The organism is Marinomonas ushuaiensis DSM 15871 (assembly GCF_000521805.1).
In the GTDB taxonomy this organism is placed as follows: Bacteria; Pseudomonadota; Gammaproteobacteria; order Pseudomonadales; family Marinomonadaceae; genus Marinomonas; species Marinomonas ushuaiensis.
Genome location: NZ_JAMB01000003.1, coordinates 145,368 through 167,077, shown reverse-complemented (window position 1 = coordinate 167,077; position 21,710 = coordinate 145,368). Strand labels below are relative to the sequence as shown.

Annotated in this window: 15 protein-coding genes; 12 read left to right on the top strand and 3 right to left on the bottom strand. The window is 41.8% G+C overall.

Annotation, left to right across the window (positions count from 1 at the left end):
* Nucleotides 1–13: 13 nt before the first annotated feature.
* From MUS1_RS05480 to MUS1_RS05470, 3 genes are read left to right on the top strand one after another with little or no spacing between them, the layout of a single operon-like run.
* Nucleotides 14–637: a DUF2760 domain-containing protein gene (locus MUS1_RS05480; protein WP_051436127.1), complete on the top strand. Its 624-nt coding sequence runs from the start codon at nucleotides 14–16 to the stop codon at nucleotides 635–637.
* A gap of 3 nt (nucleotides 638–640) precedes the next feature.
* A complete protein-coding gene (locus MUS1_RS05475; protein WP_036159956.1) occupies nucleotides 641–2,404 on the top strand; it encodes an Hsp70 family protein in 1,764 nt (587 codons plus the stop codon).
* Nucleotides 2,405–2,407: 3 nt separating this feature from the next.
* Nucleotides 2,408–5,125: a hsp70 family protein gene (locus MUS1_RS05470; RefSeq protein ID WP_036159953.1), complete on the top strand. Its 2,718-nt coding sequence runs from the start codon at nucleotides 2,408–2,410 to the stop codon at nucleotides 5,123–5,125.
* 25 nt (nucleotides 5,126–5,150) lie between these two features.
* Here the strand turns inward: MUS1_RS05470 and MUS1_RS15655 are convergent, their stop codons facing one another.
* Nucleotides 5,151–6,080, bottom strand: coding sequence for a lipase family protein (locus tag MUS1_RS15655; protein ID WP_051436126.1), 930 nt, complete (start codon nucleotides 6,078–6,080; stop codon nucleotides 5,151–5,153).
* 227 nt (nucleotides 6,081–6,307) lie between these two features.
* Between MUS1_RS15655 and MUS1_RS05460 the strand changes: the two genes are divergently transcribed.
* Nucleotides 6,308–7,783 carry an aminoacyl-histidine dipeptidase gene (locus MUS1_RS05460; RefSeq protein WP_036159950.1) on the top strand — a complete coding sequence of 492 codons (1,476 nt, stop codon included), beginning with the start codon at nucleotides 6,308–6,310 and terminating at the stop codon, nucleotides 7,781–7,783.
* Nucleotides 7,784–7,883: 100 nt separating this feature from the next.
* Here the strand turns inward: MUS1_RS05460 and gloA are convergent, their stop codons facing one another.
* A complete protein-coding gene (gene gloA / locus MUS1_RS05455) occupies nucleotides 7,884–8,411 on the bottom strand; it encodes a lactoylglutathione lyase (protein WP_036159948.1) in 528 nt (175 codons plus the stop codon).
* A 179-nt stretch (nucleotides 8,412–8,590) separates the two neighbouring features.
* On the opposite strand from gloA, the gene MUS1_RS05450 reads away from it, so the two are divergent.
* The 8 genes from MUS1_RS05450 to MUS1_RS05415 all read left to right on the top strand — a co-directional run bounded on the left by MUS1_RS05450 (nucleotide 8,591) and on the right by MUS1_RS05415 (nucleotide 19,318).
* Nucleotides 8,591–9,454, top strand: a complete 864-nt coding sequence (locus MUS1_RS05450) for a 2Fe-2S iron-sulfur cluster-binding protein (RefSeq protein WP_036159947.1) — start codon at nucleotides 8,591–8,593, stop codon at nucleotides 9,452–9,454.
* A gap of 40 nt (nucleotides 9,455–9,494) precedes the next feature.
* Nucleotides 9,495–10,895 (top strand): exonuclease SbcCD subunit D C-terminal domain-containing protein, encoded by a 1,401-nt coding sequence (locus MUS1_RS05445; protein ID WP_036159945.1) that lies wholly within the window; start codon nucleotides 9,495–9,497, stop codon nucleotides 10,893–10,895.
* Nucleotides 10,892–14,587 (top strand): SbcC/MukB-like Walker B domain-containing protein, encoded by a 3,696-nt coding sequence (locus tag MUS1_RS15650; RefSeq protein WP_051436125.1) that lies wholly within the window; start codon nucleotides 10,892–10,894, stop codon nucleotides 14,585–14,587. The genes MUS1_RS05445 and MUS1_RS15650 overlap by 4 nt, the downstream gene beginning before the upstream one ends.
* A 308-nt stretch (nucleotides 14,588–14,895) precedes the next feature.
* On the top strand, nucleotides 14,896–15,621 hold the full coding sequence (minC, locus tag MUS1_RS05435) for a septum site-determining protein MinC (protein WP_036159943.1): 726 nt from the start codon (nucleotides 14,896–14,898) through the stop codon (nucleotides 15,619–15,621).
* 61 nt (nucleotides 15,622–15,682) lie between these two features.
* Complete coding sequence (gene minD, locus MUS1_RS05430; protein ID WP_036159941.1) at nucleotides 15,683–16,492, top strand: septum site-determining protein MinD; 810 nt, start codon at nucleotides 15,683–15,685, stop codon at nucleotides 16,490–16,492.
* A 1-nt stretch (nucleotide 16,493) separates the two neighbouring features.
* Nucleotides 16,494–16,751: a cell division topological specificity factor MinE gene (gene minE, locus MUS1_RS05425; protein ID WP_036159939.1), complete on the top strand. Its 258-nt coding sequence runs from the start codon at nucleotides 16,494–16,496 to the stop codon at nucleotides 16,749–16,751.
* Nucleotides 16,752–16,949: 198 nt separating this feature from the next.
* Entirely contained in the window at nucleotides 16,950–18,134 is a 1,185-nt protein-coding gene (locus MUS1_RS05420; RefSeq protein ID WP_036159937.1) for a cytochrome-c peroxidase, read from the top strand.
* A 128-nt stretch (nucleotides 18,135–18,262) separates the two neighbouring features.
* Entirely contained in the window at nucleotides 18,263–19,318 is a 1,056-nt protein-coding gene (locus MUS1_RS05415) for an aldo/keto reductase (RefSeq protein ID WP_342665489.1), read from the top strand.
* Nucleotides 19,319–19,433: 115 nt separating this feature from the next.
* Here MUS1_RS05415 and fusA read toward each other — a convergent pair whose 3' ends face one another.
* On the bottom strand, nucleotides 19,434–21,530 hold the full coding sequence (gene fusA, locus MUS1_RS05410) for an elongation factor G (protein WP_036159933.1): 2,097 nt from the start codon (nucleotides 21,528–21,530) through the stop codon (nucleotides 19,434–19,436).
* Between the last annotated feature and the right edge of the window lie 180 nt (nucleotides 21,531–21,710).

The window sequence follows — 21,710 nt, the reverse complement described above, 5'->3', positions numbered from 1 at the left end:
TGGTTCAATAACTATGACTCAAAATACGAAAACTCAGAAAATAACGTCCCAAGAAGTAAAGCCACTTTCTTTTGTGCCGCGTTTTATTGGCGCTTTTGGTCAGTTTTTTAAATACATGGGGAGCGGCGATTATGCCGCTCGCTGTCAACATGCTGGAAAAGGCGATGTATTTGCTTTTGAAGCAGAACCGACCGTAATTACAGAAACAATAGAAACCATTCGCGAAATCGAAGTGGCCGCGCCAATTTTGGATACCGTCAATGAAGATGGCGCACATCAACTACTACAACTATTGCAGCAAGAAGCCCGCTTTATTGATTTCCTCCAAGAAAGTATTGACGACTATGCCGATGCAGATGTTGGTGCCGCAGCACGTCAGATTCACTCTGGTTGTGCAAAAGTATTGAATCAGCACTTTACTATTGATGTGGTGAACTCTGCCTCTGAAAATAGTCGAGTTGAAATTCCTGCAGGTTACGACGCTAAACAAATCAAGCTAGAAGGTCGAGTCGAAGGCTCTGGTCCTTATGCCGGAACTTTAATTCATCCTGGCTGGAAAGTGACGGATACGCGTTTGCCTAAAGTGACCAATACGGAAAATTTGACCATTTTGGCGCCAGCTGAAGTCGAGGTATAACCAATGGGACATTATTTTATCGGTATCGATTTAGGTACCACCCATTCGGCTGTCTATTACTCTAACGCTTCATTGGTTTCAAATGAGCAAGCCACCAGCAAGATTCAACAGCTTAATATTCCACAATTTACAGCAGCAGGGCAGATCGATGAATTGCCTTTGTTGCCTTCTTTTGTTTATTTCCCACATCAAACGGAATTCTTAGACAGTGATTTCCAGCTCCCTTGGGGGAAAGCGACCTCTATTGTTGGGCAATTGGCTCGTGAGTTAGGTTCTAAATCTTCAGGGCGATTAGTACAAAGTGCAAAAAGCTGGTTATGTCATTCACAAGTGGGTGCTGAAGAAGCGATATTGCCTATTGATGCGCTAGAAGAAGTTGAAAAAGTCTCCCCAGCAGAGGTTACTCAGGCTTTATTGACTCACCTCGTAAATGCTTGGAATACTTCGTTTCCACATGCCCTAATTGCTGATCAAGAAGTCGTTATTACAGTCCCCGCATCATTTGATCCTGCGGCGCGAGTAATTACAGAACAGGCAGCAAAAAAGGTAGGTCTACGTGCTCGTCTAATTGAAGAACCATTAGCCGCTTTTTATGCATGGTTGTCTGATCAATCATCTTGGGCAGATAATTTAGATGTTAATGAGCACATTCTGGTTGTTGATGTGGGTGGTGGTACAACAGATTTATCCTTGATTCAAACTGTTGAAAAAGATGGCGAGCTTGGATTGGAGCGAATTGCGGTTGGTCGACACATACTATTAGGCGGCGACAACATGGATATGACGCTGACTTACCATCTTGCAGGGCAACTTGCTCAGAACGGAACAAATCTTGAGCCGTGGCAAATTACAGGTTTGACACAAGCTTGTCGTGAAGCCAAAGAGCGTCTACTGTCTAATTCAGAACTTTCTGATGTCAGTGTCGTCGTTCCTAGTCGCGGACGTAGTTTGTTTAATAACAGTATCAAAGCCACATTAACTCAAACAGATGTTCAGCAATTGCTGATTGATGGTTTTTTCCCCGAATCTACGTTTGGTGAGCAAGCTCAAAAAGTCACTCGCAGTGGTTTTAGTGCTATCAATTTGAACTACGAAAGCGACCCAGCGATTACTCGCCATATTAGCGGGTTTCTTGCTCAACAAGATGTTAAGCCAACGAAAGTGCTATTGAATGGTGGTGTTTTTAACGCGGAATTAATTCGCACAACATTGGAAACTCGTCTTGAAAATTTATTAGGTGATGTTAACCTCACCATGCTAACGCCATCCCATTTGGATTATGCCGTTGCGAAAGGTGCGACCTATTATGCACAAGTCCAAGCTCAGGGCGGCGTGAAAGTAAAAAGTGGTTTATCCGCTAATTACTACATAGGTGTAGCGAGCCCAATGCCTGCCATTCCAGGTATGGTACCACCCGTTGATGCAATTTGTGTTGCGCCTTTTGGTTTAGAAGAAGGTTCTGATGAGCAAATGCTGCCGAATGAATTTTCTCTAATCGTTGGGGAAAGCGTTAATTTTCGCTTTTTCCAATCCAAACATAATGACGTTGAAACCGTTGGTAAGGTGATTTCTTCGTTTTCATTGGGTTTGTTGAATGAATTGAATCCTTTGTCTATTCGTTTAGATGCAGGTCATTATCAAGCTGGTGATATGGTGCGAGTTTATTTAACGGCTCAAGTCACGGAATTAGGCTTGTTATTATTACAAGCCCACGATACCAATTCGGATTTAAGTTGGACCATCGAGTTTCAAGTAAGAGAGGCTTAATCCATGGCGCAATCTGCTTTTCGTCCGTCTTATCGAGTAGGAATTGATTTAGGGACAACCAATTGTGTTGTCTCTTACCTTCCAGTAGATCAACAAACCTTATCAACTCCAGTGTTATTGTCTATTCCTCAAGTGATGGCAGATGGCTCTGTACAAGACTTTACGCATTTACCCAGTGCAATTTATCTATTAGCGAATGATGAAATGGGTAAATTTGAGCCTGTATTACCTTGGCGGCATCAGGATAAAGAACGCATTGTAGGCGTAGGAGCTTTAGCATTAGGTCAACGCCGTGCAGGGCAATTAGTGCAGAGTGCAAAAAGCTGGTTGAGTCATAGACAAGTAGATCGTCGTTCAGCAATTTTGCCGTGGGGAAGTGACGTTGCAAAAAAACTAAGCCCACTGGAATCAAGCCAAATATTACTTTCACATATTAAGCAAAGCTGGAATCACCACTTTCCTGATTCGCCTTTAGAAAATCAATCTATCGCGCTCACCTTACCCGCTTCATTTGATGAGGAAGCACGCTCATTGACACTTGAAGCCGCTAGGTTAGCTGGCCTAAACGATTTGTATCTATTGGAAGAACCACAAGCGGCTTGTTATCACTACATCAATAACAATGAAAGGCTTGCCGCTTTAACTGATAAGAAAATGCTGCTTGTTGTTGATATTGGCGGTGGAACCAGTGACTTTAGTTTGGTTGCTATCAAGGCTTCTAAAAATAGCATGAAAGGCGCCGCGATTTCGTTAAAACGTGTTGCTGTGGGTGAGCACCTCTTACTTGGCGGTGACAATTTAGACCAGGCCTTGGCTTTTCAACTTGATCCTAAAAAAATATCTGCCTTATCCGCATCTCGATTAGCGGCTTTGGTGCAACAAACCCGCTTGGCAAAAGAGAGCTTGTTAAGTGAAGATGCACCGGAATCGTTAAGTATCACAGTACTAGGTGGCGGAAGTCGTTTAATTGGTGGCTCACAGAAGTTTAATGTGTCACGAGATACTTTATTAGAACAGATTCAAACAGGCTTTTTCCCTTTGGTTGAGGCGGACTGCCCAGTCCAAAAGAACGATTACGCCATGCACACATTGGGATTACCTTATGAGTCCGACCCTGCGTTTACTCGTCATTTAGCTGCATTTTTGCATCAAAATACATCTGACATTATGGCTACCACAGGTTCTAAGATGCCTGATGCGGTTTTATTTAATGGTGGGTTATTTAACAGCTCAATTTTAAAGGCACGGTTATTAGAACAATTAAATGCTTGGTCAAAAGACTCCATTCTTGTTTGTACTGCTGATGAGCCAAATGATGCTGTCGCGAAAGGCGCTGTCATGTATTTGAGTGCTTTGGCTGGCGAAAGCACACGTATTGAAAGTGGTGTGGCGCACAGTTTGTATTTGAAGGTTGGTGACGATCAATTTGTTGGCATTCTTCCAAAAGGCACTTTAAAAGGTGAACATATCACGTTAGAGCAGGACTTCTTTGTTATGTTAGGCCAGCAAGTTCAATTTCCCTTGTATCGCTCTGATGACCATATCGAGTGTGTTGTCGGTGACGTTCGAGATTCAAATGGTTTGCATTACATTTCTAATCTAGCCACTGAGCTAGATAGCTCGCAAGACAGTGAAGAATTACCAGTTACCTTGTCTGTGCAAATGACAGAAGTGGGAGTGTTACAAGTATTATTAAATGGAAAAAATGGCCTAGACAAATGGCAGCTCGACTTCTCCACTGAATCAAATGAAACCAAAGAATCAGACACGTCAGCAGGTACATTACATAGCAATATGGGCCAAGCGGAAGAACACCTTACGCAATGTTTTTCTGCTGTAGGACAAAAGCAAAAACCAGACTTAGTGAAATCGCTTAAACAAGACCTAGATCAATGGTTGGGAGGGCGAGAATATTGGAATCTTGCGACTTCTCGTCGTTTGGTTGATAAGTTATTGAGCTTGAAATCAGGCCGAATGAAAAGTGCTCAGCATGAACGCCAATGGTTGCAGTTGATTGGATATTGCTTGCGTCCTGGCTTTGGTGCCGCAGATGATTTGGCTAGAGTTCAGCAGGTTATTAATGTCACCAAAGCGGGAACACAGTTCGATACTGCGCCTGTATGGGGGCAATACTGGACTTTGTATCGTCGCATTGCTGGCGGTTTGACTGTTGAGCAACAACAAGATTTGTTTAAACAGTTCAGCCAATATTATTCACCAACAGGACAGCGTTCTCGAGAGAAAGTGAAAGCGCTCGTGACTAAGTCGAGTGATGACCTGATTCGTCTTGTTGGTGCGTTAGAGAGCTTGCCAAGCGACGATAAAGTGACAGCGATGGACTGGCTTATGAAGCGGTTGTCGAAAAGCTCCGAGCCAGATACGGCTTGGTGGACCATTGGTAGGATGGCTTCTCGTCACCTTTTATCAGGGCACCAAGAAAACCGCATAGAAGAAAAAGTTCTTTTTTCTGCGTTAGATTTTGCTTTAAAAGAAGATTGGAAAAAACGTAAGCAAGCCGGTCTTGCTGCTGTTTTGATGAGCCAAGTCAGTTTGGATGAATCAAATGAACTAAAAGGCTATCGAAAAAAAGTAGCGAATAAACTCAAAAAAGACAAATGTCCTGTTCAATGGTTAGAACGTTTAGAAAGCCAGATTGAAATCAATAGTGATGAATTGAACGCCTTACTTGGTGAAAGTTTACCGATAGGTTTGCGTTTATAATCTTTATTGAACAAAGAGCTTTTCTTTAATCAAAAGATATCCCGAATAAACTGATGTTTGTTTTGTAGGGAACTTCATTTGGCGATTTGACCTGTTCTTTAATCAAAGCGAGGTAAGTGATCATTTTATGGGCGATTAGGTTTTTCTCGCTTGGAATAGCAGAGACAAATTTAGTCGCTCTTAGCATGCTTTTCACCCCGTTTGTTTGGGCGTATTCATTGTTTTTCATCAAAATGACTTCCTCACCCATATGCCAATAAATGTCCAAGTTTTTAATTTGCAAAGGGCTGATCGGTGGTACTAATGGCACAATGTCATTTAGTGTCACGACGCGGACTAATGACAGATTAGAAAATTGATTTGCCCCGGTGACATTGGTGACTTTGGGCTGACCAAAAGTAATGACTTGAGACAATGGGTAGTTGTCTTGCTCTAAATACATGGCCAATATCACGGCAATGGCACCGCCTAAACTGTGCCCTGTTGTTTGAATAGGCTGGTTTTTATCAAGATAAGGTTTTACGTCGTTATAAACGGCTTTTGCGGCAGAAGCGAAGCCTTGGTGCAGCATAATGTTCAGAACATCATCGTTTTGTAATGACACATTCAAATCTAATAGGGCGTTTTCTAAGTTTGCGGTTCCTCGTATCGAAATTGTCTGTACTCCATTGCTTTGACTAATAAAATAACTGACTTGTGATTCAGGAATGGTTGTGTGATGGATAAGTTTTTGTCCAGCTTCTTGTAATGCATTTTCAAGAGACAGTTCATTAACAATTTGAGAGCTTGAAGTTTGACTATCAGATGTTTCTGCCTCCAATGCGCCTCTTTCTAAATAAGCGGCATCAGCCAATATGGCCATAGACTGTATATGAGCGAAGTCTTGTGCCGCAAACGTGAATTGAATCGGATTGAATATTGTTAGAGTGACGAAAAAAATAACTTTTTTAAACATGTTCAAAGTGGATGACTCAATGATGACAGAGCGATGAGAGTACTAAAAAACCACTTTTTCGAATAGAGTTTGCTGCATAAAAAAGAAAATTTAATATTGAAAGAATATTTCCAATCGAGTGCTCACATACGTTTTCTCTATCAGCCTTGTCTTTATTTCGATTGCCTCAATACTTGCTCTTCTTTACTGTTGTTTTCATATTGTTTTAACGATCTGAAGGGAGTTCCATGAACCAAGTATTGAATACCTTACAACCCAGTGCGATTTGGCGACATTTCCGTACTTTATGTAATACACCAAGACCGTCGTTTTACGAAGCACAGTTGAGAGATCACCTTATTCAATGGGCGACGTCATTAGGATTAGAAACCTATGTTGACCCTGCTGGAAACCTTTTGATTCGTAAAGCCGCATCGAAAGGCATGGAAGACAGGGAAACCGTTGTCCTACAAGGCCATTTGGATATGGTGGCGCAGAAAGACGCCGATGTTATTCATGACTTTACCAAAGACCCAATCGTGACTCAGGTTATCGATGGTTGGGTTCATGCGACAGGCACAACGCTGGGCGCAGACAATGGCATTGGTGTCGCGGCAGCGATGGCGGTATTGGAATCAACCGACTTGGCTCATGGGCCAATTGAAGCGCTTTTTACCATAGAAGAAGAAACCAGTTTACGTGGTGCTTTGCAATTAGAAGAAGGCATTTTAAAAGGTAAAATCTTACTGAATTTAGACTCCGAAGATCGTGGTGATGTGTATATAGGTTGTGCTGGTGGTGTTGATATCAACATAGAAAAACACTACAAAGCCTTGCCTGTTACTGGTGATAAAAAAGCCTTCGAGATTGTTGTTTCAGGTTTGCGTGGTGGCCATTCTGGTTTAGACATTCACAAAGGCCGTGCGAGCGCGAATGTCTTGTTGATTCGTTTGTTGAATCTGCTTAAAGAAGAGTGTGATTTTGGACTGAGTGGTTTTACTGGCGGCACTTTGCGTAATGCTATTTCTCGTGATGCCTGCGCAACTATTAATGTAAGTTCCATTGACGAAGCTAAGCTATTTGCCTTTGTTACTGAATATGAAAGACGCACTCAGGCTGAATTTGTTAGTACTGAACCTAAGTTGCTGGTTTCTCTTGTTCCCTCAGAAGTTGATACTGAATTGGAAGCCGATGACAAGGATGCTTTATTGAACGCAATTTACTGCGCGCCTCATGGTGTACATAGAATGAGTGCGGATTTGGAAGGTGTGACAGAAACATCTTGTAACCTTGGTGTGATTAATCTTAAGAGTTCTAAAGAAGGTGAGAAGGTATTTGATGCTTGTTTGCTGGTACGTTCCTTGGTGGATTCTGCGGTTGAGCATTTGGCGTATAAAGCCAAAGCGGCATTCTCATTGATACAAGCTGACGTGAATTTAGAAAACGGTTATCCGGGTTGGCGACCAGACCCAAAGGCGGGTTTACTCAAACACTTCCTTGAGGTTCATAAAGAAGTAATGGGGCAAGAGGCCAATGTGAAAGTGATTCACGCGGGTTTAGAATGCGGCATTATCGGCGCGAAATACGCTGGGATGGAAATGGTGTCTTTTGGCCCGAACATTCGTGGTGCCCATTCACCGACGGAACGTATGGAGATTGATTCAGTAGGGGACTTCTGGCGATTGCTAGAGGCTTTATTAGCGTCAACAACAAAGGCGGCTTAGAGTTTATTGATCGTAAATTTGCCCGTGACAACCAAGAAAAAAGGGAGCTAATAATGCGGCTCCCTTTTTTTCATATTTTCTATTGTTACCTATGTATCTGCTATTGAGAGAGAATAATCTCAGTAATGCCTTCTGCTGATAAGATCTCAATCCAATAACCATCTGGGTCTTTAATGAAAGCCAACCCTTTCATGGAACCATCGTCTGGTTTTTTCACAAATTCCACATCGTATTTGGCAAAACGTTCACTGGCCGCATACACGTCTGGTACGCTGATGCCTATGTGACCAAATCCGCGTGGATCTTCATTGCCATTGTGGTAACCAGCGAAATTGACGTCTTTCTCGCTACCCCAGTTATGTGTTAATTCAATCAAAGCAGGGCGACGGAATACCCAATCGTTTTTGGCTTTATCATCGCCTTCAGGTAGTGCTTGCTCGTAACCTAAAAAGTACAGAGTAAACTGCATCGCGGGGAAATCGTATTTTCCCAACAGTTTCATACCCAATACATCCTGATAAAAAGGTAATGACGCCGCAGGGTCTTTAATACGCAACATGGTCTGCTGCATCACATAACCTTGCGTGGCTTGGGATATTTCTTCTGGGGATTCGTTATAGCTAGACATCGTACAATCCTTGATGAAAAAGAGGTAAGCGTAATATATGAAATTCTAATTATTTGCCACTATGGTAATCATCTAAAGCGTAAATTTGAACTCTCTTTTTTGTTTTTAGAAAGAGAGAGAAGGTGAGGCGAGTAGAGTATGGCATAATAGCAAGATCATAATTTGGTTAGGTTTGGGTGATGAGTTCTCAAGGAATGACGGTAAGATTGGATGACAATGTCTTCGATGTAGATGGCGGAGACAATTTGCTGTCGTCTTTGTTGTCACAAGGTGCAGATGTTCGTTACGGTTGCCGTGCTGGCGCGTGTGGTGCGTGTCGTCTTTATGATCTGAATAACTGTGAGTCCCTTTTGTCCTGCCAAACATCGATATCTTCTGATATGGCGTTAAGTACACAAACGCCTGTCGCTTCTGCTGTGTTTTCTGTCTTGGCTTTGAATTCGCTCGATGACTCTAATGTTGAAATAACCCTGTTAGGTCCAAGTGATGATTCCTTTGGTGATCGAATTTCTCTGTCTGTGCTCGTAGAGGATGTTGCTGATGATCTATTAGAGCCGAAGAGCCACTTTGTTGAGTGTATGGCTTTAAATCAGGCGGGCGCACCGCTTAAAGTTATTTTACAGCAAAGTGCGTTTTCTAAGGCGGAGTGGCAAAAAGTAACAGCGCTTGCCATTAACGACTCATTGCGTGTTCAGACTTTATCTGGCGTAAGAAAAGGGCGTTTACTCTATGAAATGGATTTGAGTGATCTTCCTGTTTTGGTTGTGTCTTCTGCTGATAATGGTGTGTTTGAACCTTATTGGCGTGATGCGTTACAAGACTTCTCTAATCACAAAATTGAATGTTTTAGTTTTTCTTCCATAAATAGCATTATTAGTCCATTACAAGACGATACCTTTACTGTTTTTCTAAAAGATGCCGTTGCTGAATCTGGAACGGCATTACATATTATTTATCACGGTCAAAACCTGTCAGAAAAAGGCTGGGAGCAAGCGCTTCGTCCTTATAGAATCCGAACTAACCAATTGCATTTTGTACGTTAAGAAACATTTAGCTTCATCGATTTAATCTAAAAGGCCACACATGAAAATTCTACACACGTCTGATTGGCATCTTGGACAACACTTTATGGGAAAGTCTCGTCGAGATGAACATAAGGCGTTTATTGATTGGTTGTTGGCGCTGGTGGACAGTGACCATATTGATGCTGTTATTATCGCGGGTGATATTTTTGATACGGGTTCGCCACCAAGTTATGCCCGTGAAATGTATCATCAGCTTGTGTTGGATATGAAAGCACGAGCGTGTCAGCTAGTCATTGTGGCAGGAAATCATGATTCTGTGAGTATGCTCAATGAATCCAAAAGCCTCCTTTCTTATCTAGACACACAGGTTTCCAGCCAAGCTAACCTTGATGATATTGAATCCCATGTTATTCCATTGATGAACAAGCAAGGCGAAATCTCTGCTTGGGTTTGTGCTGTGCCTTATCTTCGCCCTAAAGATGTGATGAAGAGCCTGTCTGGTCAATCAGAGCAAGATAAGAAAATGGGGTTACTGCAACACATAAGTGATTTTTATCAGCAAGTTTACCTTCTTGCTACTGAGAAGAATAAAACCTTGAAAACGCCTGTGCCGATTATAGGAACGGGTCATCTTACTGCGATGGGTGGGCAAGTCAGTGAATCGGTTCGTGATCTTTATGTGGGAACGTTAGAAGCCTTGCCAACGTCTGTATTTCCAGCCTTTGATTATCTCGCGCTTGGTCATATACACCGAGCGCAGGCGATTACCAAAAACGGTCGATTTCGTTACAGCGGCTCGCCAATTCCATTGAGCTTTGATGAATTAGGGCGAGAGAAAACCTTAGTTATTGTCGACACGGATTTATTTTCAGAGCAGCTTGAGGAGAAAGAGCTTCCTGTAATGGGAGACCTTTTCGCTAGGGAGTCTGCAGAAGACAAAATAGAGCCGATTCGATTAGTGAGTATTCCTATGTTTCAGCCAATGGCGAGTCTTAAAGGAAGCTTAAAAGAAGTGACAAAGCAGCTTAACGAACAAGGTTTTGTAAAAAGCTTCGAGCCAGGTCAAACGCTTTGGTTGGAAGTCACTATTGTGGCCGATGACTATTTGAGCGATGTACAGAAACGCATAATGGAAGTGATTGATGATAAGCCGATTGAATTGCTGCGAGTGATGCGAAAAAGCGCTTTGGAAAAAAAGACGGATGCTTTTGAATCTCGCCAAACGTTGTCTGAGTTAACGGTTAGCGATGTTTTTGAGAAAAGCCTGCAAGCTAATTTGGACATTGAAGAGGAAGAAGCGAAGACTCTAACAAAACTATTTAATGTTTGTCTTACTGAAATGGAAGAATCTCAAAATGAGTTATCTGACGATATCAAAGTGAGTGAAAAAACTTATTCAGAAAATGCCAAAAAGAACAGTGAAGAAGACAGTGAAAGTCATGAAGAGGAGCAAGCATGAAAATTTGTAAGCTTCGACTGAAAAACCTAAATTCATTAAAAGGTGAGTGGGAAATCGATTTTACCAAAGCGCCTTTTGATGACGCTGGGGTGTTTGCCATTGTGGGGCCAACAGGCGCGGGTAAGTCTACCTTGCTCGATGCCATTTGTTTGGCTTTGTACCATGAAACGCCACGCTTGAAAGTCTCGCCTAGTCAAAATGAGTTGATGACGCGCCATACGGCAGAATGCCTTGCGGAAGTGGAATTTGAAATAAAAGGCAAAGGCTATCGAGCTTTTTGGGGGCAGCGTCGTGCTCGAGGGAGCAGCGATGGTAAATTGCAACCAATGACCTGTGAGTTGTGTGAAATCGACGGCACCATCATTACAAGTAAAATCAATGAAAAAATAGATAAAATTGCAGAAATTACCGGTTTAGACTTTTCTCGTTTCACTAAATCCATGCTGCTGGCGCAAGGTGGTTTTTCGGCGTTTCTTAATGCTACGGCTAATGATCGTGCAGAACTATTGGAAGAGCTCACAGGTACGGAAGTTTACGGTCAGGTTTCTAAATGGATTTTTGAGAAGCACAAAGCTGAAAAGGTAAAAATCACCCAGCTAGAAGTTATTAATGTTCAGCGAAAATTGTTAAGCAATGATGAACTTGATGCTTTGGTTCAGCAAGAAAAAGAATATGACGGGCAGGATAAAACGCTTGCTCAGCGCTTAAAACAACATCAGCAAAGTTTAGAGTGGTGTCAAACAGAATCTCATCTAACGCAACAATTGGCACAAACTAAACAGCAAAGTGCCGACGCTATTACAGCATTAGAAAACTTTCAGCCTAATTTAGTCTTATTGAATAAGGCGGAAACGGCCAATAGTTTGCAGTCTCAATATGACGTGCTGACGAAAATGGTCAAGCGAACAACTGAGCTTGAACAAGAAAAAGCAGCAGCACTTCAACAACAAACTAAGCAATCCGCTACTTCTAAAGCACTCGAAGAGCAGGTGAAAGCTTCTAAGTTGGCGTATGATGAGCAAGCTCAACAATGGGGGGAGCTGAATGACGAAGTAACCAATGTTATTCAGCCTTTGGTTTCTCGCCGTGAAAATATTAACGAGCAGTTAATTGGCGTTAGCAAGCGCCACGAGGAGCTTAATCAAAAGCATCAATCTAGTTCAAAAGAGTTAGAGGCTTTAAAAGAAAAGCTTAATCAGGGGCAGTTACTCTGTCAGCAAAGCGAAACCAGCTTGTCAGAATGGCAAGCACCTGAGCAAATTGAAGCACAGTTATCGAACTGGCAATACCAACAAGACTCTATTCAGACGCAAGATCAAGCTCTAATGAATTTGGCGGCTGATATTGCTACATCGAAAAATGCGCTAGACGCAGCGCTTAAAACTTTTGCCGCCAGTAAAGATCAAAAAGAGCTGCAACGTCGCCTTGTCGCTAATTTGGAACAACAGCTAAAAAATACCCTTGAAGACTATTTTCGCCTTTCCTCCGGCCGTGAGCTGAATGAATGGCAAGAGTATGTTCGTGAGCTGGATTTGCAACAGCAAAAATCTAATGAGCTTGCTCATAATTACAAGCTGTATCAATCGAAGAAAATCGAACTTGGCAATGTAAATGACACAATTCAAGCGTTGGGAAATAAAGTCATTCAACAAGAAGAGCAGCTTGCACAGCAGCGAAAAGCTTATAAAGAGAAAAGTCATCATTGTTCAGATCTTGCTAAGCTGGTGGACGCAGAGCGCCATATTATTGCTCTTAATACACTAAGGGAAAATTTAACTGAGCATGATCACTGCCCTTTGTGTGGTTCTATCGAGCACGATTTAGGCCATGCCTTGCATCAAGCAACCAATGTTGAAAATCAGCAAAGATTAGACGCTTTGCAAGCTGAATTGGAAGTGCTTAAGCAATCCGGTTTGGCGTTAAAGTCTGATCAAAAGGTATCTGCCAGCGAGAAAGAGCTGCGTCTTGAGCAGAGGCAATCCTCAATGGCAGCCTTGGCGGATTTAGAGGTGTCATTGTTTGTGCTATTAAATCGTTTGGCAATTGATTCGGTCGAAGTGCTTGAAGAAACGACCGTCAAAGAAACAGTGGAAGCCGTGCAAAAAGATTGGATTCAAGTGACTGAAACCAACAAAGTTGTTTTGGAAAAGCATCAGCAGCGTTTGGTTTTAGAAGAAGAGTTTAATAACGCGACGGCTGATCTGCCGAAGATAGAATTGCAACTTCAGCAGCAAGAATCTCAAGGTCGATTGCTTCGTCAGGCTTTTGATAGCAAGCTCGATGAGCAGCAGAAAATCACTCAAGAAAAAAGTAGGGTTGCTCAGTCCTTAATGGCTTCCATTCAATCTGCTGGTGTTCCAGAAAAGTATCTCGTATCGCCTTTGAGTGATTCTTTGTTGGCATTACAGACTTCTTTGCGGTCATGGAGAGCAGCCAAGAACAATCTTGATGTGCAGCGTCAACAAGTTGACCAGTTAGGTTATGAAATTACGTCGTTAGAATCACGTGTGAGTGACAATGCTGTAGAGCTAGAGAAAATACAAGTTCAATTAACGGATTTGAAAAATGAACTGGCAAGGATTGATAAGAGTCTTTTTGAAAAGTTAGGCGAGAAAACACTTGCTCAATATCGTTCTGATGCTCAAGCGTCTTTAGAATCCAGCCGATCAGCATTAGATTCTATTTCAAAAGAACACGAGCAGAAACAGAAAACATTGGCGGCATCAGAGGCGACTTTGAAGGCGCTTGATAAATCGTTGCAAGCTCTTAAAGCTGAATTGGACGTTGCGAAATCTGCTTGGCAAGGTGTGCTTAAAGAGAAAGGTTTTGAGGATGTTTTATCCTGGAAAATGGCGTGTTTATCTCATGACGATCTGAATACTTTACAGCAGACTTATAGTGAGCTAAAAGATGTAAACACGCGACAAGCTGCATTGTTGATACAAGCGGAAATGTCCCTAGCATCACACATGGATAACAAACCCATAAGTGACGTAATGGATACGACTTCCCCTGAAGAGTTATCTGAGTTGGTTGTGCAATTTGAAAATCAACGACAATTGCTCAATCGTAACTGGGGAGAAGTCGCGAATAAGATCGAAGAAGAAAAGCAACGTCGAGAACAGGCAAAAGCTTCAGTAGAAGAGTTGCAAATTTTGCGAGAAGACGTAGTTCATCTTGAACGATTGAATCATTTGATAGGCTCTGCAGATGGTGCGAAATTCCGCCGGTTTGCACAAAGCCTGACTTTGGACCATTTGGTGTATTTGGCAAATCAGCATCTGAACGTGTTACATCGTCGTTATCAGTTAAAAAGACAGGAAGAGGCTTTGTCATTAGCTGTGGTGGATACTTGGCAAGCAAATGCGTCTCGTGACACGAAAACTTTGTCTGGCGGAGAATCTTTCTTGGTGAGCTTGGCGTTGGCGTTGGCGCTTTCTGATTTGGTGTCCCATAAAACCAGCATTGATTCTTTGTTTTTGGATGAAGGTTTTGGCACTTTGGATAGCGAAACATTAGAGTCTGCTCTTGATGCTTTGGATAACTTGCATTCATCTGGGAAAACCATTGGGATTATCAGTCATATAAGTGCATTAAAAGAGCGTATTCCTGTTCAAATCAAGCTGACAAAGCAAAGTGGTTTAGGTGTGAGTCGTTTAGCGCCTGAATTTGCTGTTCATACATCTAATTAAATTTGATGTATGAAGCGGATTTTTATGGTGCGAAAGTTTTCCCCAGAAAAGTGGGAACAAGTATGTAAGTAAGTTGTAAAATATTAATTAAATCAAAAGGTTAATCTTTCGTTTATTATTGAGCATTTTACGTTATTCTTAGCACTATAAAAGAGCAGAATAAGTATCTGATGGAGTGTAAAGGCTGTGTTCTGACGTCTTCCTTTAATCATTCAGCTTGATAGAATAGATTTCTGTATGCTATTTGAGGCGTTTAGCGTCTTTTATATAACTAGCACTACTAAAGTTTTTAAAAAAGGACTGTTTACATGACAGACTCAGGCTTCCGACTAAAAGGAAGTGTTGTTACGACGATTTTATTGGAAATTCAGACTTTTTCGTTAGATAACATTATTTTTCATTTAAAGAAAAAGATTGACCAAGTGCCGCACTTTTTTAATCAGGCGCCTATTATTATTGATATTTCGAAAATGAAACGAGGTATCACAATAGATGAATTTGAAGCGCTTATTCAGGCGGTCGGATCACTCGGTCTTGGTGTTATTGGCTGGCGTTGTGATCCGGAAAATTTGCCAGTATGGAAAGCGTCTGTGACGATTCCTCTTTTGCCTGCGAGTAAGGCAAGAGCAATTCAAATGGCACCAGAAACAAAAGAAGACATAAGTCCAGATGTTGTGGTGAAAACTGTGGTGGAGGAGCGTTTGGTTCCCCAAGCAACGAAAGTCATAACCAAGCCGATTCGTTCTGGGCAACAAGTTTATGCTGAAGGTGATTTGATCATCTTGGCTCAGGTTAGTGCTGGCGCTGAAGTATTAGCTGATGGAAATATCCATGTTTATGGCACATTGAGAGGCAGAGCTTTGGCCGGTGTCAAAGGGGATGTGGAAGCACGAATTTTTTGTAAAAGCATGGAAGCGGAATTGGTTTCCATTGCAGGCAACTTCATGTTGAGCGACGCACTTCAAGATATTGTTTGGAAAGACAGCGCGCAAGTGCTATTAGTTGACGATAGTTTAGAAATCGTACCGCTTTAAAATTTATTATTCATTTGATTATTTAGATGTGCTCTATATGAGTTTATCGGAGGATATAACATTGGCAAAAATTATAGTGGTCACCTCAGGCAAGGGCGGTGTCGGTAAGACAACGTCCAGTGCTGCTATTGGGACTGGTATTGCATTAAAAGGTCATAAAACCGTTATTATCGATTTTGATGTGGGTTTACGAAATCTAGACCTTATTATGGGTTGTGAGCGTCGTGTGGTTTATGACTTTGTTAATGTCATTAATAAAGAAGCGACTTTGTCTCAGGCTCTTATTAAAGATAAGCGTACTAAGAACCTGTTTATTCTTCCTGCTTCTCAGACGCGTGATAAAGATGCATTGACGACCGAAGGCGTTCAAGAAGTCTTAGAGGAGCTTGCTAAAGAGTTTGATTATATTATTTGTGATTCGCCAGCTGGAATTGAAAAGGGCGCTCAAATGGCTTTGTACTTTGCTGATGCGGCGATTGTTGTCACAAATCCTGAAGTGTCTTCTGTTCGTGACTCAGATCGTATTCTTGGTATTTTGCAGAGCAAGTCTAAACGTGCCGAAGATGGTAAAGAGCCGATTGAAGAATATTTGCTTTTAACTCGTTATCATCCAGAGCGTGTTGCTTTGGGAGAAATGCTGAGTGTTTCCGATGTTGAAGATATTTTGGCGATTCCATTAATTGGTGTTATTCCAGAGTCGGAAGCAGTACTTAAGGCATCGAATCAAGGGGCGCCCGTTATCCTTGATACAGAATCGGAGGCAGGCTTAGCTTATACCGATGCTGTTAATCGACTACTTGGTGAAGAGTGTCCTTTGCGCTTCCTGGAAGTTCGGAAAAAAAGCTTTATGAAACGGTTGTTAGGAGGTTAGAGTGGGAATTTTTGATTATTTTAAAAGCAAGAATGCACCAAGTTCTGCTTCTGTTGCAAAAGATCGTTTACAGATTATTGTTGCTCATGAGCGCAGTAAGCGACATCAGCCAGACTACTTGCCTCAAATGCAGCAAGAAATTATTGATGTTATTCGAAAGTATGTGCAAATTGGTAGTGAGGATGTGCAGATTCAGCTTGATAATACGGATGACTGTTCCGTGCTAGAGCTAAATGTGACGTTACCAGAGCAAAGCTAATGAATGGAATTAAAGAGCTAAGTGAGTTTTCGGCGCTGTGTATTTAGTAAACATCAAAGCGCTAAACGAGATTTTTGATATGGATCTTGTTTAGCGTTTTTTTTGTGTATTAAATAAGTGAGAATCATTGTCAATGTTGTACTCAAATTCTGCATAAGTGTATTATTCGCTGACTTATTATTTGATGGCTAAAATACAATGCTACGCTTTTCTCTTGGTGTGATTGCTGTTTCCTTGCTTGTTTCTGCATGCAGTGAATCCAAACAAGCTCTAGATCAACCTAAAATCACTAAGGTTGCTCAAGAGCTTCCTATTCCACTTGCTGATCCTAAGGCGTTATTGGGCTCTCAGTTATTCTTCGATACAAACTTATCAAAAGAGCGAAATCAATCTTGCGCAACTTGTCATGATATTGCGAACGCATTCGTTGATAAAAGAAATGATGTCTTCTCTGGAGCAGTATCATTAGGCAGCGATGGTCATTCTGTTGGTACGCGTAATACACCAACGGCAGCCTATGCGGCCTTCTCGCCGCCTTTTCATCAAATGTCTAACGGTGAATATAAAGGAGGACAGTTTTTGGATGGACGAGAGTCAGGGTTGGCTGATCAGGCTGCAGGGCCGCCTTTGAATTCCGTAGAAATGGCAATGCCTGACAATGCTAGTGTTGTTGCTCGTGTGAAGGAAAATCCACGTTATGAGGATATGTTTAACTCTTTATATGAACCTGGAGTGTTGGATGATCACGAGAAAGGGTATGCCGCGATTACTGATGCCATTGCAACCTTTGAAAAAACGACTTTATTTATGCCTTTCGACTCAAAATATGATCGCGTTTTAAGAGGCGAAGACAAATTTACGATGGAAGAAGAGTTAGGTAAGACTTTGTTCTTTTCCCAGCAGTTTACGAATTGTAATGCCTGTCATCAGTTAAATACTTCACCATTTTATGAACAAGAAACCTTCACAAATTATGAGTATCGTAATATTGGTGTACCTGCTAATGCAGCTTTAACGGCTCATAATGGTGGTTTTATAGATAAAGGTTTACTAGATAACCCAGAGGTAACAGACCCGTTACAGGCTGGGAAATTTAAAGTGCCATCTTTGAGGAATGTCGCCGTAACAGGTCCTTATATGCATAACGGTGTGTTTCAAGATTTGCGTACTACTGTTTTGTTTTATGATAAATACAATAACCCAACTCGTACTATCAACCCTGAAACTGGAGAGCCTTGGGCTGCACCTGAAGTCGCAGAAAATATTGATTTTGAAAATTTAGAAATTGGTCCAGCTTTGCCGGATCAACGGGTGGACGCGATCGTTGCATTTCTTAAGACATTAACTGACAAACGTTATGAGCCTTTATTGGAAGGAAAGTAGATGAAAACAATAAGCTCCTTATTGTTTTCATTGATAAAACTGGCTTGATGGCGAAAATTTTATTACATTGACCCTTTAGTTTATTTTGTGGCGCATTTTTCTGTGCTGCTCGGATATAAAGGATATGAATGATGAAATATGCGCCACTTGGCCGAACAGGTTTGGAAGTCTCTCGAGTCTGTTTGGGTACCATGACTTGGGGTACTCAAAACAATCAAGCTGATGCTGATATTCAAATTGAATATGCCTTAGCAAACGGTATTAATTTCTTTGATACTGCTGAAATGTATTCTGTTCCACCAACGGCTGAATCTTATGGTAAAACAGAAACTATTATTGGTGACTGGTTGTCTCGTAATCCATCTCGTCGTGGAGAAATTATCTTAGCAACCAAAATAGCAGGTCCAGGCTTACATTATATTCGTGATGGCGGCCCAATTACGGGGGATGCTGTTGTTGTTGCTGTTGATGCTTCATTGAAGCGTTTGCAGACGGATTATATTGATTTATACCAGCTACATTGGCCTAATCGAACTTCTCCTCATTTTGCGAAGCATTTTCCAGGGCATATTTCTTTTTCAGATGTCGATCGTGAAGCTCACTCTGCTCAAATGCTTGATATTCTGCAGGGTATTGCGAAATGTATAAAAGCAGGAAAAATCCGTCATTTCGGTTTATCTGATGATACTACTTGGGGGATTAACGAATATATTCGCCTAAGTGATAAATACGATTTGCCAAGAGTGGCTTCGATCCAAAACGAATTCAGTTTGTTACACGCAAAAGATTGGCCGTATTTAATTGAAAACTGTGTCCATGAAGATGTCGCTTATTTACCTTGGTCGCCTTTGGCTGCTGGTGCATTAACAGGCAAGTATCTTGGTGGTGCTCGTCCTGAAGGTAGTCGTTGGAGCTTTGCCCAGCGTAATGGGCTTTTTCGTGATACAGATTTGGTTGAGAAAGCAGTTTCAGGTTATGTTGATGTGGCAAAGAAACATGGCTTGAGTGCGGCTCAGTTGGCTTTAGCTTGGTGCGATCAGGTTGATGGTGTCAGTTCGACTATTATCGGAGCGACGTCTTTAGATCAGCTCAAAGAAGATGTGAGTGCTTTTGACTTGGCTTTATCAGATGACGTGTTAGCGGATGTGATGTCTGTCTTTAGAGAGTATCCGGCACCATTCTAGTGGGATTGTATTGATGAAAAGGGCGCTTTTAGTGCTCTTTTTTTTGCTTTTATTCGAAGTTATAAAAAAGCCCGATACATACGAATGTATCGGGCTTTTTAAAAGAAATTAGATATTACTTATCTTTTTTCTCTTGTTCTTTCTTCTCTTTAACAGCAGCGATGACTGTTTCAGCTACGTTAGAAGGACATGGTAGGTAGTGAGAGAACTCCATAGAGAACTGACCACGACCAGAAGTCATTGTACGTAGTGTGCTGATGTAACCAAACATTTCAGAAAGAGGTACATCGGCTTTAATGCGAACGCCAGTTACACCTTTCTCTTGGTCTTTGATCATGCCGCGACGTCGGTTAAGGTCACCAATTACATCACCAACATGATCATCAGGAGTGAACACATCAACGTTCATGATAGGTTCGATCAACTGAGCACCAGCTTTTGGAATTGACTGACGGAAAGCGCCTTTTGCAGCGATTTCGAAGGCAATAGCAGAGGAGTCAACTGCGTGGAAACCACCGTCGAACAACTGAACTTCAACGTCTAGTACTGGGAAGCCAGCTAGAACACCTTCATTCATCATCGATTTAAAGCCTTTCTCTACAGCAGGGAAGAACTCTTTCGGTACGTTACCACCAACAACTGTAGAAGAGAATACGAAGCCAGAACCTGGCTCACCTGGTTTGATGCGGTAATCGATCTTACCGAATTGACCAGAACCACCAGACTGTTTCTTATGCGTGTAAGTATCTTCGATTTCTTTTGTGATTGTCTCACGGTAAGCAACCTGCGGCTGACCAACAATAAGATCTACACCGTATGTACGTCTTAAGATATCTACTTTGATGTCTAGATGAAGCTCACCCATACCACGAAGAATTGTTTCACCTGAGTCGATGTCAGTTTCAACACGGAATGTTGGATCTTCTGCAACCATTTTACCAATCGCAATACCCATTTTCTCGTTGCCACCTTTATCTTTCGGAGTAACAGAGATGGAGATTACAGGCTCAGGGAAAACCATTGCTTCAAGTGTACAAGGGTGTTTAGGATCACAAAGAGTGTGACCAGTTTGTACGTTTTTCATGCCAACAATTGCAATGATATCACCAGCTTGCGCTGTACTGATTTCTTTACGGTCATCTGCATGCATTTCAACCATACGGCCTACACGTTCTGTTTTGCCTGTGAAGCTGTTTAGAATTGTGTCGCCTTTATTAAGAACGCCAGAGTAAACACGTACGAAAGTCAAGGCGCCGAAACGGTCATCCATGATTTTAAATGCAAGTGCTTTGAATGGTTCGCTAGCATCAACGATTGCTTTCTCGCCATTTGGATTACCTTCTTCGTCCGTAAGATCTTGTGGAATAACATCTGTTGGGCTTGGTAGGTAATCGATAACAGCATCAAGAAGAAGTTGCATGCCTTTGTTTTTGAAAGCAGAACCACAGTAAGTCGGGAAGAATGCAAGATCACGAGTACCGTTACGAATACAGCGTTTTATGTCTTCCATAGCTGGTTCTTCACCATCCATGTACGCCATCATTACATCATCGTCTTGTTCAACTGCGGTTTCGATTAGTTTTTCACGGTATTCTTCTACCTGATCAACCATATCAGCAGGAACGTCTTCAATGCTGTAGTTTTCTGGTTGGCCAGAATCATCCCATACATAAGCTTTACGGCTCAGAAGGTCAACGACACCACAAAACTCATCTTCAGTACCGATTGGAAGAACCATGATTAATGGCGTCGCACCCAGTACTTTTTTTACTTGTTCAGTGACACGGTAAAAACTAGCGCCTAGACGATCTAGTTTGTTTACGAATATTAAACGTGCAACTTCTGATTCATTGGCATAGCGCCAGTTTGTTTCTGATTGTGGTTCAACACCACCAGAACCACAGAATACACCAACACCACCATCAAGAACTTTAAGAGAACGATAAACTTCTACAGTGAAGTCAACGTGTCCAGGTGTGTCGATTACGTTAAAACGGTGATCTTTCCAGAAACAACTTACAGCCGCAGACTGGATGGTAATACCGCGCTCAGCTTCCTGTTCCATGAAGTCAGTTGTAGATTCACCTTCATGAACTTCACCGATTTTATGGATCATACCGGTAAGTTTAAGGATACGTTCTGTAGTAGTCGTTTTGCCCGCGTCAACGTGAGCAAAAATACCGATGTTTCTGTATTTTGATAAGTCAGCCATTACATTACTCTAAATAAGTGAGGACGAAATTTGCGCGTTAGTATACAAGACTTTGTTCGTTTGTGGTCAAGTATTTCGCGCTATTCTATTATATTTTATGTGTTTAAAGGAAGAGGGTAACGAAAAGCATTTTATAAATACTCAATAAGTTCTTTTTAATAGGTTAGAAAGGTATGCGAT